Origin of the sequence: Echinicola strongylocentroti, assembly GCF_003260975.1 — a bacterium.
GTDB lineage: Bacteria > Bacteroidota > Bacteroidia > Cytophagales > Cyclobacteriaceae > Echinicola > Echinicola strongylocentroti.
On the sequence record NZ_CP030041.1, the window covers coordinates 4,536,276 to 4,551,074 of the forward strand.

Here is a 14,799-nt window from a genome sequence, read left to right on the forward strand (position 1 = left end):
TTATAAACTAATGTTCTGTTTGATTTTTAGCCGGTAGATATTGGACTGATGAAAAGTGTCCCTCACGGCAGTAGCGGAAAACTGATACGTGTAGGTAAGGCTTGCTTTGAGCCCACTGGTGAATTGATACTCAGGCCCGACCAAAAACCTGTTGCTGTTAAAGAGATGCTGGGTAATGGTTTTGTTGGGGGTGAGGAATATTTCATTGCTTAGTCGTAGGATAAGTTTTTTTGCAGCATTTCCTGATCTGGCCCATAATGGTAGGCTGACCATGAACCGGTAGCGTAATCTTGAATGGTACCTTTTGAAAGCAGTGGGTGCTTTTTTTCTACTTTTGATGAACCGCTCTTCTATCATAAAGCGATGGTTTGAAGGGAGGTGATGAACTTGATGGTTAAAGCCAATACCTTGAAATGGCCGGATTTCCCTGAAAAGATCTTTATTGTTTTCGTAGTAGCCGGAATAGGCCAATCCTCCAAAGAATGTGAGCTGATTTTTGATGCGGTAGTGCACTGAAGACCGTGCCATATACTGGGATTTATTGTTGAAGTCATCACGGTAGCGCATGCTGGCGTCGGCTTTGATGGTCCATTTGTTGCTCAAATTGACGTCACTGGCGTATTGAATCCATTGCTGATTGTCTCGAAAAACAGTTTTTTCCTGGGCAAAACTTTTAATAGGGCTCAGAAGAAGCAGGGATAGGATGAGTAGTGTAGTGGTTCTTTTTAAATGGGTAAGCATGGAGTAGTTGAGTAGCGGTTATATTTGGGGGTGTTTGGCCTTAATAGCTTCAGTAATGGAGTCCCAAAGTTTTATCCTAAATATAAGGGCTTCTTTGGCAGTTTTGAGGGCTTCTTGCCATTTTTTTTCGTCATTCCCACAGAGTTCGGCGATCATTTGCATGGACAGTGGGCCGTGCTCATCACCGTCCAGTTCGATATGTCTGTTAAGATAATACAGGAGTTTGCTGTAGGAGCGGTTGTCGTTTTGCTCTGCTTCCTTGGTGATTTCGATAAACATATCAGGGATCAGGTCTTCCCTGCCAAAAGTAAACGCTGAAGCGATGAGATGGGGCTTGCCGGTATCGATCACCTCAAAGGTGAAGTTGACAAAATTCCTTACAGCGGTATTTGTGCCGATAATGTCGAGTGCTTCTTTTACCGTTGTTTGCTGAGATAACAAGGAGGTGAAATGTCGGAGGTCTTGTGTGTTAGCGCCTGTTTGGTGCATGGCATCCAGGTACATTTCGAAGTGGCTTTTGGTTTCTCCTTTTTCGTTGATGTCTGTTTCTTCTCCCAATACGATTTCGTTGATAAACCGCGCCACGCTGGGATTGGTAGCTGGAAGCCAAGGGACATTTACACAGGTAAGTGCTTGCTGCAAAGCTTTGAGCAGGGACATAAAATCCCATACGGCATAGACGTGTTGTTCCATGAAGGTGTTGATGTCTTCAAGGGACCTTAACTGTCCGTAAAGTGGGTGCTGGGAAAGTTGTTGTTTTAACGGAGAGATAGCAGTTTCTATACGTTTGATTTCGTGCATGGGTGTCAAAATAAATTACTTAAGCTTTTAGCATTGGGCGATAGCCTTGGTGCAAAATTAATAAAAAGATGGTTTTGTCAGATATGTATGCTAAAATACATATCAAAGCTGCTTGGGGGAATAGGGGTTATGGTCCAGCTCCATTAAATGGGTTGAAACTGCGCCGTCCCACATTCATGCCGACAGCTCTGCAGACGGTTTTTTCCCCATATTTTACATTGATGCGATCCAGGGCCTGGTAGAGCTTGATACTGTCTTCTGTGTCATCAAAGAGATCGATCTGGTAGTGGCCATGCACCAAAGCGCTAAACCTGACACCGATAAGACGGATCAGCATGCGGCGATTGTACAGTTTTCTGAAAAGGTCCTTTACCACTGGCAGGAGCGTGTGGTCAGCAGCAGTATAGGGAATGCGCTGTTGCATGGTGTGGGTGTCAAAGTCGGAGTAGCGGATTTTGACACTTGCACAGCAAGTAAGCTGGTTGTGTTTACGGAGTTTGGTGGCGAGCTGTTCGGTCATGGCCACCAAGGTAGCTTCCAGCATATGGACATCGATGGTGTCTTGGCTGAAGGTGTTTTCGGTAGAGATTGATTTAGCTTCCGAATAGGGTACGACGAGGCTTTTGTCGATGCCGTTGGCTTTGTTCCAGAGCAGCCGGCCATTTTTTCCAAACGCACTTTCCAGAAGTTCTTGGGGCATGGTCTGGAGGGTCTGTATTTTTTTTACGCCCATTCCGTAGAGGCTATGGGCGGTTTTTTCGCCGATCATGGGGATCTTCCTTACCGAAAGTGGGGCCAAAAATGGTTTTTCCGTCCCGTAGGGGATTTCCCTTTCATTGTTGGGTTTGGCTTCTCCTGTGGCTACTTTGGATACGGTTTTGTTTTCGGACAGCCCTAGGGAAATGGGAAGACCGGATTCCTTGATGATTTTCTTGCGTAGTTCATGGGCCATTTTAAAACAACCAAAAAATCGGTCCATTCCTGAATAATCAATATAAAATTCATCGATGGAGGACTTTTCGAACAAAGGGACACTTTCACGGATAATCTCCGTGATTTCATGGGATTTTTGGCTGTACCGCTCACTGTCGCCCCTGATGATCAACGCTTCTGGGCACAGCTGTCTTGCGGTGCGCATGGGCATGGCGGAGTGGATACCGAACACCCGTGCTTCATAGCTGCAAGAAGCAACTACCCCCCGGTCTCCGGTGCCGCCAATGAGGATTGGTATTCCTTTTAACCTATCGTCGTAGAGCCGTTCGACAGATACAAAGAAAGAATCCAGGTCCATGTGGACAATGCTACGCTGATTTGTAGTAGTCATATTGTTTATATTATAAACAAAATTACGTTTATTAAATAGACTTTTCAAGTAAATACTGGTGACAATGCTGAGATAGTAAGACAATTACCGTCTTAGGATGATGAGGCAGCGAATAGGTGTGGTACGATGTGACGACCGTAAGTTCTTCATCGGAAATGCAACTAATCAAATGTTTTGGATGTTGGTGGGGTATAATTCATCCATTATTTTTAGATTTCGTTTATGGAAGCTATACGTATCATTCCTTTTCAGCCATCTTTGCAGCCTTACTTTGAGTCGATCAATAAGGCTTGGATCAGTGAGCATTTTACGATCGAGCCGATTGACAGGGAGGTGTTGGAGCGACCACAGGAGAATTTGCTGGATAAAGGTGGGGCTGTGATTTTTGCAGTGATGGAAGAGGAGATTGTGGGAACGGTGGCCTTGAAGAAGCATATAGAAGGGGTTTATGAAATGACTAAAATGGGCGTGGTTCCCGCAGCTCAGGGCAAGAGAGTAGGCTGGGCCTTGGCCCTGGCGATCTTGGAAGTGGCCAAAGGAATGGGAGGCCGCAAGGTGGTGCTTTACAGTAGCAGAAAGCTCACTCCTGCGATCAATATGTACCGAAAGATGGGCTTTCAGGAAGTAGTGCCCGAGGCCGGAAAGTATGCCCGGTGCGATATTAAAATGGAAATAGACCTTTGATGAAAAATCAGGAAAAACCAGAAATTGTGATTCGGGGAGGCACTATAGCCGAAGTCCTTTCCTTGAGTCTGGCCATACCGGAGTTTGAGCAGCCCTATGGGGATACCGCTTATGCGGAGCGCCTGAAGAGCAACCCTCATTTGATAATAGTGGCTGAATACGGAGGGAAATTGGTAGGGTTTAAGGTAGGGTATGCCACGGATGACAAGACATTTTATTCTTGGATGGGAGGTGTATTGCCTGCTTTTAGACGAAATGGAATAGCGGGGATTTTGGCAGAAGTGCAGACCGATTGGGCTAAGAAATCCGGGTATGAAAAGCTGGTGTTCAAAACCCGCAACATCCATAGTGACATGATCAGGTTTGGGCTAAAGCGCGGTTTTATGATCACGGAGCTGATCAAGCGTGCCAAGCCAGAAGATCACAGGATCATTATGGAAAAGAAAATTTGAATAAAATCACGCTGATTATCAGTGGTAGACAGGAGCTAAAGGCTTTTTGGAAGAATAAATGTTGGAAGATCACTTGGAGTAAAAGGGATATATTTCTACTTTTGCAGACCTATCCTGCGCACGTGGTGAAACTGGTAGACACGCCATCTTGAGGGGGTGGTGCCCTATGGGCGTGGAGGTTCGAATCCTCTCGTGCGCACAAATCGGTCTTCTAGTACGCTAGAAGGCCAATTTTTTAATACTGAAACGGGTTTTGAAACGGGGCTCGTTGAAATACTGGGAGGAGAGGCCCAGATTGTTGTGGAAAATAACAAACCAATCTATCCTTATGAATTGGCCACGCTCTATGATGCCAAAGGCGATCTCAAAAAGCGGTGGTGTGTCAATTTTAAAGTTTATAGTCTTCTTGAAAATAAACTGGTCAGAAGGCAACATTGGATATCCTCAAAGTTAAATACCAAAGCTGCTAGGTATAAGGAAGGGAAGAAAGTAATCCGGAATATCAATACCCTATTGGTGAAGGGATATGTCATCGGTAAGTCCAAAGAAAAAAAACGGTTTTCCAAACAAAAAGTAATGACCTTCTTGGAGGCATTTGAATGGGCTAAGGAAAGGAGAGAGGTAAATGTCCGTAAAAGGTCTATGCAGGCTATGGGGCTGCTGATCCGTATGCTAGAAAAATTCCTGGATGATCATGGAATGAAGGATTTTCCTTTGGTGGCCGTAAATCATGAAATGTGTGATGAATTTATGGCATATGTGAAGCGGGAAAGGAAGATTTCCAATAAGACTTTCAATAATTACCTGGGATTTGTAAAAAGCAACTTTAACTTTTTGGTAAAAAATAAGAAGATCCCGATTAACCCCGCTATGGATGTTTCCCGATTGAAGGAGGAGGAAAGTGAGCGGGTTTCGTTTCCGAAAAAAGTCAGGGATAAACTTCTTGTTACCTATGAAAAAGAATGCCCTGAGCTGAAGATATTTGCCCAGTACATTTACTATACCTTTATCAGACCCAAGGAGCTAAGGTATCTAAAGGTCAAGCACATTCATGAAAAGAGTATCCATATCCCTGGCCATGTATCAAAAAATGGGAAAACCGAACATGTCCTAATCAGTCCAGCTCTAGAGAGACTTTTCCAGCAGCTTGATGTGCGTAAATATCCTCCAGATCACTATCTGATAGGAAGCCAAGGAAAGCCGTCATGCCTTAAGGTTAGTGCCAATTACTTTACCAAAAAGCATTTGGAGATACGCAAGAAATTGGACCTCCCACAAGAATATACCCTCTATTGCTGGAAACATACCGGTGTGGTGGATACCTATATCGCTACCAAGGATATCGATTTTGTTTCCCGACATTGCCGGCATAGCAGTTTGGATATGACCAAAAATTATATCAGGGCACTTGGGCTCATGATGGATTATCACCAAAAGGATAGTTTGCCTGATTTGGAATTATAGATACAAAGAAACGCATCTTGAAACGGGGTCAGGTGCTATGGTGCGCACTAATCTGCTTGTATTCTTATTCTGGGTGGTTTTAGACTGTTTTGAAACCAATTTTGAAACCATGAAGGCCTTTGAGATCATTCAAAGGCCTTTTATGAACTAGTCTTCTGTGTCTGTTTTCCATAAAATCCAGATGACTTGGGCTGCCCTATAATGGGTGGCATTTTTGTAGTCCAGGTCAAGACCAAAATGTTCATTGATGACCTGCATATCTTCTTGGGAAAGTAGTTTCTGAGTGCTCATGGTTTCGATTAGTTAGATTCTTCCAAAATAATGGACAGGTCGTCAAGAAAGGTGTAGTTCTGCTTGAACAGACCTATGTTATCGCTAAAAACGAGATTTACCATTCGCTTCTTCAGCTCCGAGATATCCCCGGGCAGCGTCTGATGGTCCAGGAGAAAGTTACGGATGGGCGTAATGCTTATTTCATAGCCCCTTTCCGTATGCTTGAGAGTCATTCCCCTTCCGGAGACCTTGATGGATTCTGTAAATGCATCCCTCATTTCTTCCAGGACACTGATTACATCCGAAACGTCAATGGCATCACCCGTCTGCTGCTCGAAAGTCTTGCTACCTTCCTGCAGAAACCGGATAAGCTTTTCTAACTGGCCAGGCATGGCACTTGGTGAAACACGCTCAAAAATGTCGTGAAACTTTTCGTAGAACGAAATGTTGTCTAAATTTGTCATAATAAAAACGTTTTTAAAGGTTTTTTACGAGATTCTTTGAAAATGATTTGACCGGAGGTCGCACCCTCCGGTTTTTTTATTTCTGGTTAATTAATTGTTCCAATTCAGAATTAAATTGTCTTAATGATTCAGGATCATTTTGTAGTGTCTTTTGGGCAATGCCAACAAGCAATCTTTGAGCTTGCAGTATCAATCCGCCTGCTTTGTCTAAGTTACTTTTATCTTCCTCTGATAGTCCACTGTCGTCTGATTTTAAAATTTTCATACAAAGCTTCCTTCCGTCTATTGCCATTTCTTTGAATTCAGTCATAATTTTCCTCCTCTCCGTTTTCAAACAGATTCATCTGCCTGTTATTGGCAAGCCATTCCTCAAAGGTTAGCTCCCTTGCCTTCTTGAGGTTTTTGTTTTCTTCATCCAAAACTCCTTTGGCATTTTTGAAATTTGCCTTTGCCTGATCTACTAGAACCAATCTTTCTTCAATCACCTTTTGTTTTGCTTCGAGGAATTCCTGAGTATCCACGAAGTTTTGGTAAAGTACGTCGTAGCATTTCTTTTTATAAGAAAGTACAAATTCTCTTGCCTCTGGTTTCACATTTTTAGGGTTGATAGTGAAGAGCCATCCGAAGATATATTTGAACGGAATACAGAACATTTCATACTGCTTTCCATCGCTTCCAGTTGCCAACCTCAGGTTGGCAACTGAGTTCAAAATATCGTCGTTTTCAATCTTCCTTTTTTGCCCATCCTCATCAATTCCTAAAGCTTTACAGATTGGTCTTATAGGAACTAATTTACTTCCATTCTCGATCACTAAGATTTTACTCTCATTGATGACTGCTACTGTTTTTGTTTGTGCCATATCGATATATTGTTAATATGTATATTTACAACAAAGATAAATAACTGGTAATATAAAAAACAAGTATTAGTCAATAAAAGTTTATACTTGTTGCAATTACAACAAAAACAACATACTTTTGAGACATGGCATTAATAACTTTAGACGTACCGAATGAGAGCCATTTAAAGGTTAAGCAGTTACAGCTTGAAAAAGAAATGGCAGGAGAAAAAGTAAACTTGAAAGAGATTTACTACGAGGTCATAAAAAAAGGCCTAGAAACCATTAAAAAAGAAAACCCGACCAAATAGGCCGGGTTTTTTATGAGGTTCAAATTTCTTTGTCTTCTTTAGAATAAATACTATAATATGTATATTTTTCATCGACCTCAGACCATTTATATTCTGATCGCTTAAACCTTAGTTTTTCTAAAAATTCAACCAATTCTTTTTGAGAATCTTCAATGTTAGCATTACTGGCAAAAAATCCACCTATTAAAGTAATTGTAGTGCTGTTTCTGGCTTTAACTTCAACGTCGATATTTTCTCTCCAAAGTTGTTTTCCTAATAGTCTCCCGTATTCTTTTCGTAGTAGTGGGAATTTATTTTTCTGGATAGAAGGAGCTGTTGCTTTTATTGAATCAATCTCTTTTTGGATACCTGTATAATTGATATGTTCCAGGGCTTTTTTAATTCTCATTTCAATATTATCAAGTAGGATCATATCATCGATTAATTCTTCTAGTGAGTCCCAACTGGTTTTATCCTGCAATAAGGAAAGTTTGGAATTAACTCCTTTAAGTCCCTCTAGGTATTTTTTTGCTTCAGATTTCTTAAGCTCCGCTTCCTTCTCTTTTCGTGATTCTTCTTGAGATATTCTAATTTCTTCTAAATACTTTTGAGCATTCTCATAATTTTGATCGCTTTCTTTAACCTCAATAAAATGTTTTATTGCGTAAGATGTATTCCCTTTTTGAAGTTGATCTAAGCCTTCTTTATAATGGTTGGTTTGACAGGAGAATAAAATAAGGCATAGGAAAATAGATAAAGCTAAATTTCTCATAAATAAAAAGATTTGTTTTAAAATGTTAAGGTAATAAAAATCCCTGAAAACAACATTTGGTTTACGTTTACACTCTTTTCATTTGCATACCAAGGAGTGATGAACGTAAGTTGCTTAGGGCCTCCAGTATTCCGTTTTGACAGCTGGATTAAGTGGTTGTATCTTTTTTGGGCGGATAAAAGCGTCTGAATTACCTGCTGTTCTTCTTTTTTCTCGCTGCCTTTTTTCATGGTTCAATAATAATTATCGTTTGGCTTACTTTATGTATTTATCCTTTAATTTCTGTCGTTTATTTCTGAACTCTTCCAGCTCACTATCTACCAGGTAGGCTTTTATGCTTGTCGGTAAATTATCCAATTTGGAATCAATGGATTTCAGGAGTGTCAGCATCTCTGGGTCCGAATTGTTGATTGGCGTTATTGGGGTTTTAGTACCGTTTGACTCTCCGCCTTTATAGAACCCTCTGGTCTTTTCCTGCCGGATGGCCTCGATGGCCGGAAGCACATCGGCTACATAGGGATGAGAGCGAATAAAGGACGGGACCACATATTCATCTTTATGGACATAACCCGTGAATTCTCCATACCGGTCGCCTATGCCCATTCCGGATCGTCCTGTGTCGCCTCCGGAATAGAAGGAAGTAACAGTAGATGAAGACCTCCTATTGCCTTGTGGACGCTGTGGAGTTTCTTTCTCTTTTTCGGTCCCGCCTTTCCATTCTGGTACAGAGGTAGAACTTAGCGCACTTTTAGCTTTGCCAATTGCTGCCAGAATTGCTCCTGTCATAGTGGCTAAATAACTGGCAAAGACTAAGGGATTACCACCTGAACCTGCAATTACCTTAGGAACAACACTAGATAAACTGGCAGCAAGGTCAATTCCTATTTGGGCTGCAGTAAGTACTTTCTGAAACTTAGTCAGTTCTCCGGATTTGTTCCCAATAAAATCAATCGCCCCTCCTAATGCTTGGCTCATGCCTCTTGCAATTTCAATTCTCGCTTCAGCATTGGTCCGTTCTCCTTCTACTGATGCATCTCCATATTCTTTCTCAATTTTTTGTATTTCTTTCTCCCATTTTTCGATTATTTCTGCTTTATCAAATCCATGCTCGTCGGCCATATCCAATAATTTTTGGAACCGATTATTGGTTTGTAGAATGGCCAATTCTTTTTCCTTGCCCAATGCCTCTAAAACTTTTGTAGCGGCTTCTTGTCTGTCCTGCTCAGCTTTATCGATGTAGGTAGATCTAATTAGGTCAAGTCGTTGTTCTTTTTCCAGTTCCAACTGGACAGATTCATCTACATACTCCTTTAAGGATATGGTACCTTGGTCATAAAAAGACTTAAGTTCAGCTTGCAGGGTGTCGTATTTTTGTTGGGTACGAATAATTTCCTGATTTTCTTCATCCATTCCAGCCATCTGGTATTCCTGACGTATTTGCCGGATTTTTTCCTGATAAGCTAGCCATTGCTTTTCCAGCTTTTCGAGTTCAGCTAAGGCTTTGTCAGGGTCAATTGGAAGGCCTGTATCATTACCTTTTTTATCGGGATCTCGATCATCCTTATACTTCGCGTTAACAGCTTTTACCTCTGTTGTCCTCATGCTTTGGAGTTCGGCCAAAGTATCTTCATACTGCTTATGGGTGGCTATTTGATTGTCCAGGTGTTCTTTTAGCTCTTTCTCGAGAAGGTCATATTTTTTGTTTACAGCAATTAGTTCATTTTCTTTTCCAATATCAGTACCAGTAGATAGTGGGTTGTTTGATATCTTATCCTGAAATTCCTCCCATTTGTCTATTGTTTCATCACTTATTGAATTTTTAAGATTTATTCCTAAATCTTTTGCCAATTGGTTTTTAGCATCCATAAGCGCCTTGTTCTCTTCCAAGGATTCATTATAAGAATTTGTCTCAACTTTAAGCTTAGCAATTTCATCAATTAGTCCTCTGGAGTCTGATGTTCCAGGGTTTAAAAAGTCCCAAACAGAGGATTGTTTACCTGCTTCGTTAGCTAGATTTGTAGCAGTTTCAATAAGATTGTTTCCTTCTTTTAATTCCAGGTTGTATTTTTCAGCAATTGCCACCATTTGCTCTCTTACTCTTCTCTCGGTATCAGTTTTTTGAATAAGTTTATCCGCTACTTCTTCGCTCTGATCAATTATTTCCTCCTCCTTAATTTTTAGGGCGATGCTATTTATCATTTCCTCATTTGCCCTTGCTATTGCGTTTGCTAGTTCATTATTGGAGATTTTTTCAGCGTTGAGGTTACCCAAGTGTTGCGGATGATTTTCTATTAACTTATTTATAAGTTTTCTCCGCTCTTCCATCCCTTCATTAGTGGTTATAATTTGGGTATATAATTGCATCATCTCTGTCCTTTCTGCCTGCATAGTTTCAGACACAGGGATTTCGATCCATTCAGCCCATTTGGATACAAACCGATTCAAGCCATCCATTATGGCACTGTTTACGAACATCCCCGCCAGCCACTTCTGGACCTTCTCCAAGTTTGCGGCGAAGTTGTTGTTTTTGGTGTTGAATTCGTCGATTACGGAAGTGCCTTTTTCGAAGGATGAATTGGCGATGTCTTGCTGCTGGCGTAGTTTTTCCGTGTTATTGGCTAGGGTACCGAGTACGCCGACCACTCGCCCTCCATCCTGCTCCAGGTCGACCATTGTGGACGCCAGTTGGGTGATGCCATCGGAATTTCCCTTGACGCCTTCAAGCACGCGAAGGAATGCCTCATTGGCATCATTGTTCATCAGTTCCACGAACTCTGTTACTTCCAATTTGGCATACTTGGCGTATTGCTTGGCATTTTTGGCCATGTCCAGGAAGAGCTTGGAAAGGGCGGTGCTGGATACTTCTGAAGTCTGGCCCAAGCTGTCCAGCGTGGCACCTAGGCCAAGGATGTCCTGAATGGTGATCTTGGCCAGTGGCGCCACGCCGCCCATGCGTTTTGAGAATTCCACCAAGTAGCCCTCATTAGCGGTGGATGCCATGCCAAGATCATTAATGGCGGACCCGACTTTGAGCAAGGAATCCTCAATGCCTAAAGCGGCTTTGATATCATAGGTGTCGGTAAGTTTACCCAGTTCACGCATGACTTTCTCCGGATCACCAAGCGCATCGCCAAGGGAGACGTTGATTTTATCAGCGGCGCGGACAAATCCCTCGATGTCTTTCCGGGAGGTGATCCCTAGGCGGCCGGCTATTTCCGCCAGTCCCAGTAGCTCCCTGCGTGGCGTTCGGGTGTTAAAAGTCTTCAGGGTTTTGCTGAGTTTTTCGAGCTCTTCATCGGTAAGGTTGGTAGTTTTCTGCACATCTGCCAAGGCGTCAGAAAGCCTTGCCGATCCGTCTATCATGGATTGGAACTGGCTGAATATTTCAGTCGCTCCTAGTGCAGATAGGGCAATAACCCCGAAACTCATCAGCTCTTTTTTGATGCCGCTAAAGAAGCCTTTGCTGCCGCGGAGTTCAGCGTTTTGGTTGCGGATCTCTTTATTTACATCCCGCAGCTCTGCCTTGAGGCGTTTGTAATCCTTGGTGCCGCTGGTGGTGGTATGCCGGATCTCGTTTCGTAGCTCACGCTGATACCTGGTCAGCTGGCCAAGGGTCATTCCGGATAGTCCCAGCTCTTCCCGTAGCCCGCGGATCTGCTTTCTGACGTCTGCCAATTTTTTGTTGGCCCGGACATATTCATCGGTGCCTTTCTTGGCATTCTTCATGTCGATCTGGAGCTCCTTGGCTTCCATTTCGAGCTTGCCGAGTTCGTTGATGCCTTGCTTGCCGTCCACCTGCAGGCGGACGCGGGAGATGTCTTCTTTTACTTTAGCCATGGTAGTGATCCCCTTCGGCTACGCTCAGGGGGCATTAGTTGGTATGGGGCTAAATTGGAGGGAATTGGTGGGGGAGTGTAGGACAAGTGTTTTGGAGAGGAAAAAAAATCAATTAAAAATCAATGGTAGTTTTATGGATTTAAAGTGATCACAGATTGGCCATTTTTTTGTTTTGTAGAATTGATAAAAAAGATATTTCTTTGAAGTGAACCAATAATTAAATATAACAATGGAGCACCATGAAAAAATCAATCCGAATATTATTAGAATCAATAATAGTCGTGTAGGACTAACAATAAACGATCCTGAAGGGAATCAAGAATTGCTTAAAATGTTTAACGACCTACCAGTAAACAAATCATTCAAATCCAAAATTTCAATAAAAGTTGAATTTGAAAAGGATGAGAAAATGAAAGAACAAGTATTTATGGAGTTTGATAATGTTTTACTTCAAACTAAGGAGGTCAGTTTTGGTTGGTAGCAATTTTTATTCATTTTCTGATTTAAGTATAAAAGTTATTGTAAGATGCCTCTTGATCAGTTTTATAAATTAATAGAAAATTCCACAGAAATTTGGGATTCAGGAATAGGTTTTCTGGTAATGATTTTTACTGGAATTCAGACGTTTATTGTTGTTGTTGCTTTTAAAGAGGGTAGAAAGTATTTACATCAGCATAGAGAGAAAATCAAGGAGGAAAGGAGATTAGAAGTGATATATAATACAATGAAATTTACAAAGAACTACATTAGCTGGTTGATGATTTTATACAGAATTCCAATTAGCATAAAGGAGAAGATGGTAAAGGGAAGTCTTACTGAAAGTAAAGCTGCTTTGAAGATTATTGAGGAATATATTTCTAAAAGAAATCAATATTATGAGAAAAATGAGCTTCATACTGATATTGATTTAAATGTTAAAATTTTAGGGGAAAAGAATATTTCAAGGGTTTGGAATAATCTTTCAGAAGCGGTTTCAGCAATAGACCATAAATTTGAAGATTTAGGAAACCCCGACCATGGTTTAGATCCCGATAAAATTAGAAAAAAAGTTATGGCTATCCCTAATGGAATGTTGGATCAGAATTATGATGAAAGTAGACAGGCATTAAGTAGTTATAAAAAGCTTATGGATTTGCTTTTAATAGAATATCGAAAAAAAATTACTCCAAAGGAGTTGCTTTAAATTAAGCATATAGAAACAGGGCCTAAGCCCTGTTCTTTTACTTTTTAACAATCGGCAGAATCGATCTCAGAATACCAGTATGGACTTTATATTCTTCGCCATCCTTGATCTTGAGGGCGTTGAAGGGGATGGGGACGAGGGAGACGGACTCCTGTTTTTCCTTGATGCCTTCCATGTCCTTGTCGTATTGCTCCTGTTTGGATGGGGGGATGACCTGAATTTTTTCGCCGTTGTATTCCTGGTCTTGGGCGTAGAGGCTGAAGGCCTGTCTGGAGGCAGCTTCATATCGCTTGGCTACGGGCTCGGTGGATTGGAGGTTTTGGACGGTGTCCCAGGCGACTTCCGGATCAAGTTTTAAGTTGGCCAGGCTTTCGAGGCCTTTGTGGATGTTGAAAATCTCCCAAGCAGTAAGGTTGTGCTTCTTTGGTTTTTGCATGATTATTTAATATTTGCTTGTACAAGTTTGTTAAAGGCTGCGAGGTCACTGGCCGGGACCGTGATCACCTGACTGGCGAAATCTACCTGCGAGGCTCCTTTGTCCAGCGCTTCCTGGCTTGCAAAAACTTTATGCTCCACATAGATGTCCACAGTGCCGTCCGGCTTTTCTGGTTTTACATCAGCCCGATGAAAAACGTGTACAGCATCAGGGTAGGTAAAGTGATGTGCGGTTGATTGGTGAGGTTTTTTGATCGTTTTCATGATAACATAAATTATGGTTAGATTCCTTTGATTAGTCGCCCGTTGGCTCCTGCTGCAAGGATATAGTTCCCAAACTTGGCCAGTGATAGCAAATGATCCGATACGCCACTGGGCTCTATGGACCAGTTGATGCCGTCACCGCTTTGGATGATCGTTCCATTCTCGCCGCAAGCCAGCCAAAGGCTGTGATAATCGCTGTAAATTACATCACGCAGGTTTTCTGACGTAGGACTGGATCTGCTGGTCCAGGAGGTGCCGTTTCCGCTGGTGATGATCGTGCCGTTATTGCCTACTGCCACATGCCGGATGGTGCCGGTGGTTCGGGAATAGATTCCGAATAAGTTGCTGGATGTAGGAGTGGACTCCAACGCCCAATAAGGACCATCTATGTCGAAGTAAAGGTTAAGGATGACCCCGCCATTACCACAAACAATGATCTCCGTGCTGATGGCATGGAGATCATTGGAGGTGTTTACACGGTCGTAATCCCCCCAGCTATTTAGGCCATCACTTACCGCGATAGTCCCGTTATCACCTACTGCGTAGAACCCATTCGATGATACCCTATACGTGATCCCGTTCAATGAACCGAATGAGCCAGTGGCTGTCGTCCATGACCCTGTGGTGGTCGTTGTGTAAAACAAATTTCCTGATGTAGCGGGTGCATAGAAGTAGCCCGTGCCAAAATGGATCACATCAGTATAGATGTTCAGTCCAGGAGCTTGGCCCGTCCAAGAGCTACCGCTGTTAAAAGACCTACTAATCGCGTTCTGTCCTACCAGTACGATATCGGTATCTTGATCAGCATCGACCCCAAGAATATCGAATGATGATCCAGTAGGAACATTTACCCACGTCAATATCCCAACGGGCCAAATCTGCGTAGATCCGGCCATGACCTTTTTTACATTAGAGGATCCGGCTTTAATCTTTCCGATCTGGGTGATGACGGTATTTCCTAATCTGATGGACATAA

18 protein-coding genes and 1 tRNA gene are annotated in these 14,799 nt (G+C 42.3%); 7 read left to right on the top strand and 12 right to left on the bottom strand.

Going from position 1 to position 14,799, the window contains the following annotated elements:
• The 3 genes from DN752_RS17650 to dinB all read right to left on the bottom strand — a co-directional run bounded on the left by DN752_RS17650 (position 1) and on the right by dinB (position 2,866).
• On the bottom strand, positions 1–741 hold the full coding sequence (locus tag DN752_RS17650; RefSeq protein WP_112785180.1) for a DUF2490 domain-containing protein: 741 nt from the start codon (positions 739–741) through the stop codon (positions 1–3).
• Positions 742–759: 18 nt separating this feature from the next.
• Complete coding sequence (locus DN752_RS17655; RefSeq protein WP_112785181.1) at positions 760–1,542, bottom strand: DUF3050 domain-containing protein; 783 nt, start codon at positions 1,540–1,542, stop codon at positions 760–762.
• A 127-nt stretch (positions 1,543–1,669) separates the two neighbouring features.
• Complete coding sequence (gene dinB, locus DN752_RS17660; RefSeq protein ID WP_112785182.1) at positions 1,670–2,866, bottom strand: DNA polymerase IV; 1,197 nt, start codon at positions 2,864–2,866, stop codon at positions 1,670–1,672.
• Positions 2,867–3,088: 222 nt separating this feature from the next.
• Here dinB and DN752_RS17665 point away from each other — a divergent pair, with 222 nt between their 5' ends.
• The 4 genes from DN752_RS17665 to DN752_RS17680 all read left to right on the top strand — a co-directional run bounded on the left by DN752_RS17665 (position 3,089) and on the right by DN752_RS17680 (position 5,466).
• Positions 3,089–3,550, top strand: a complete 462-nt coding sequence (locus tag DN752_RS17665; protein WP_112785183.1) for a GNAT family N-acetyltransferase — start codon at positions 3,089–3,091, stop codon at positions 3,548–3,550.
• On the top strand, positions 3,550–4,002 hold the full coding sequence (locus DN752_RS17670; protein ID WP_112785184.1) for a GNAT family N-acetyltransferase: 453 nt from the start codon (positions 3,550–3,552) through the stop codon (positions 4,000–4,002). Before DN752_RS17665 ends, DN752_RS17670 begins: the two co-directional genes overlap by 1 nt.
• Before the next feature lie 116 nt (positions 4,003–4,118).
• Positions 4,119–4,201 (top strand) — tRNA-Leu (locus DN752_RS17675).
• A 101-nt stretch (positions 4,202–4,302) separates the two neighbouring features.
• A complete protein-coding gene (locus DN752_RS17680) occupies positions 4,303–5,466 on the top strand; it encodes a tyrosine-type recombinase/integrase (protein WP_162633252.1) in 1,164 nt (387 codons plus the stop codon).
• Between the two features lie 147 nt (positions 5,467–5,613).
• Here the strand turns inward: DN752_RS17680 and DN752_RS24550 are convergent, their stop codons facing one another.
• The 4 genes from DN752_RS24550 to DN752_RS17695 all read right to left on the bottom strand — a co-directional run bounded on the left by DN752_RS24550 (position 5,614) and on the right by DN752_RS17695 (position 7,063).
• Positions 5,614–5,757, bottom strand: a complete 144-nt coding sequence (locus DN752_RS24550) for a hypothetical protein (RefSeq protein ID WP_162633253.1) — start codon at positions 5,755–5,757, stop codon at positions 5,614–5,616.
• A gap of 8 nt (positions 5,758–5,765) precedes the next feature.
• Entirely contained in the window at positions 5,766–6,203 is a 438-nt protein-coding gene (locus DN752_RS17685; RefSeq protein WP_162633254.1) for a hypothetical protein, read from the bottom strand.
• A 76-nt stretch (positions 6,204–6,279) separates the two neighbouring features.
• Positions 6,280–6,513: a hypothetical protein gene (locus tag DN752_RS17690; RefSeq protein ID WP_112785187.1), complete on the bottom strand. Its 234-nt coding sequence runs from the start codon at positions 6,511–6,513 to the stop codon at positions 6,280–6,282.
• A complete protein-coding gene (locus DN752_RS17695) occupies positions 6,506–7,063 on the bottom strand; it encodes a phage antirepressor N-terminal domain-containing protein (protein WP_112785188.1) in 558 nt (185 codons plus the stop codon). Before DN752_RS17695 ends, DN752_RS17690 begins: the two co-directional genes overlap by 8 nt.
• Positions 7,064–7,188: 125 nt before the next feature.
• On the opposite strand from DN752_RS17695, the gene DN752_RS24555 reads away from it, so the two are divergent.
• Positions 7,189–7,353 (top strand): hypothetical protein, encoded by a 165-nt coding sequence (locus tag DN752_RS24555; protein ID WP_162633255.1) that lies wholly within the window; start codon positions 7,189–7,191, stop codon positions 7,351–7,353.
• 19 nt (positions 7,354–7,372) lie between these two features.
• On the opposite strand, the gene DN752_RS17700 is transcribed toward DN752_RS24555, so the two are convergent.
• Complete coding sequence (locus tag DN752_RS17700; RefSeq protein WP_112785189.1) at positions 7,373–8,104, bottom strand: hypothetical protein; 732 nt, start codon at positions 8,102–8,104, stop codon at positions 7,373–7,375.
• Positions 8,105–8,359: 255 nt separating this feature from the next.
• Positions 8,360–11,941 carry a phage tail tape measure protein gene (locus DN752_RS17710; protein WP_112785191.1) on the bottom strand — a complete coding sequence of 1,194 codons (3,582 nt, stop codon included), beginning with the start codon at positions 11,939–11,941 and terminating at the stop codon, positions 8,360–8,362.
• Positions 11,942–12,170: 229 nt separating this feature from the next.
• Between DN752_RS17710 and DN752_RS17715 the strand changes: the two genes are divergently transcribed.
• On the top strand, positions 12,171–12,422 hold the full coding sequence (locus DN752_RS17715; protein WP_112785192.1) for a hypothetical protein: 252 nt from the start codon (positions 12,171–12,173) through the stop codon (positions 12,420–12,422).
• Positions 12,423–12,467: 45 nt separating this feature from the next.
• Positions 12,468–13,124: a hypothetical protein gene (locus tag DN752_RS17720; protein WP_112785193.1), complete on the top strand. Its 657-nt coding sequence runs from the start codon at positions 12,468–12,470 to the stop codon at positions 13,122–13,124.
• A 37-nt stretch (positions 13,125–13,161) separates the two neighbouring features.
• Here DN752_RS17720 and DN752_RS17725 read toward each other — a convergent pair whose 3' ends face one another.
• The 3 genes from DN752_RS17725 to DN752_RS17735 are packed head-to-tail and all read right to left on the bottom strand — an operon-like array spanning position 13,162 to position 14,797.
• The gene (locus tag DN752_RS17725) at positions 13,162–13,560 is read right to left on the bottom strand and encodes a hypothetical protein (RefSeq protein ID WP_112785194.1); all 399 of its coding nucleotides are present in this window, start codon (positions 13,558–13,560) and stop codon (positions 13,162–13,164) included.
• A 2-nt stretch (positions 13,561–13,562) separates the two neighbouring features.
• Positions 13,563–13,823, bottom strand: a complete 261-nt coding sequence (locus tag DN752_RS17730; RefSeq protein WP_112785195.1) for a hypothetical protein — start codon at positions 13,821–13,823, stop codon at positions 13,563–13,565.
• Positions 13,824–13,840: 17 nt separating this feature from the next.
• The gene (locus DN752_RS17735; RefSeq protein WP_112785196.1) at positions 13,841–14,797 is read right to left on the bottom strand and encodes a WD40/YVTN/BNR-like repeat-containing protein; all 957 of its coding nucleotides are present in this window, start codon (positions 14,795–14,797) and stop codon (positions 13,841–13,843) included.
• Positions 14,798–14,799: the final 2 nt, after the last annotated feature.

Bases quoted from the DNA above. Each gene is read 5' to 3' on its own strand.
- DN752_RS17650 (WP_112785180.1), bottom strand. From the start codon at position 741: ATGCTTACCCATTTAAAAAGAACCACTACACTACTCATCCTATCCCTG.
- DN752_RS17655 (WP_112785181.1), bottom strand. From the start codon at position 1,542: ATGCACGAAATCAAACGTATAGAAACTGCTATCTCTCCGTTAAAACAA.
- dinB (WP_112785182.1), bottom strand. From the start codon at position 2,866: ATGACTACTACAAATCAGCGTAGCATTGTCCACATGGACCTGGATTCT.
- DN752_RS17665 (WP_112785183.1), top strand. From the start codon at position 3,089: ATGGAAGCTATACGTATCATTCCTTTTCAGCCATCTTTGCAGCCTTAC.
- DN752_RS17670 (WP_112785184.1), top strand. From the start codon at position 3,550: ATGAAAAATCAGGAAAAACCAGAAATTGTGATTCGGGGAGGCACTATA.
- DN752_RS24550 (WP_162633253.1), bottom strand. From the start codon at position 5,757: ATGAGCACTCAGAAACTACTTTCCCAAGAAGATATGCAGGTCATCAAT.
- DN752_RS17685 (WP_162633254.1), bottom strand. From the start codon at position 6,203: ATGACAAATTTAGACAACATTTCGTTCTACGAAAAGTTTCACGACATT.
- DN752_RS17690 (WP_112785187.1), bottom strand. From the start codon at position 6,513: ATGACTGAATTCAAAGAAATGGCAATAGACGGAAGGAAGCTTTGTATG.
- DN752_RS17695 (WP_112785188.1), bottom strand. From the start codon at position 7,063: ATGGCACAAACAAAAACAGTAGCAGTCATCAATGAGAGTAAAATCTTA.
- DN752_RS24555 (WP_162633255.1), top strand. From the start codon at position 7,189: ATGGCATTAATAACTTTAGACGTACCGAATGAGAGCCATTTAAAGGTT.
- DN752_RS17700 (WP_112785189.1), bottom strand. From the start codon at position 8,104: ATGAGAAATTTAGCTTTATCTATTTTCCTATGCCTTATTTTATTCTCC.
- DN752_RS17710 (WP_112785191.1), bottom strand. From the start codon at position 11,941: ATGGCTAAAGTAAAAGAAGACATCTCCCGCGTCCGCCTGCAGGTGGAC.
- DN752_RS17715 (WP_112785192.1), top strand. From the start codon at position 12,171: ATGGAGCACCATGAAAAAATCAATCCGAATATTATTAGAATCAATAAT.
- DN752_RS17720 (WP_112785193.1), top strand. From the start codon at position 12,468: ATGCCTCTTGATCAGTTTTATAAATTAATAGAAAATTCCACAGAAATT.
- DN752_RS17725 (WP_112785194.1), bottom strand. From the start codon at position 13,560: ATGCAAAAACCAAAGAAGCACAACCTTACTGCTTGGGAGATTTTCAAC.
- DN752_RS17730 (WP_112785195.1), bottom strand. From the start codon at position 13,823: ATGAAAACGATCAAAAAACCTCACCAATCAACCGCACATCACTTTACC.
- DN752_RS17735 (WP_112785196.1), bottom strand. From the start codon at position 14,797: ATGTCCATCAGATTAGGAAATACCGTCATCACCCAGATCGGAAAGATT.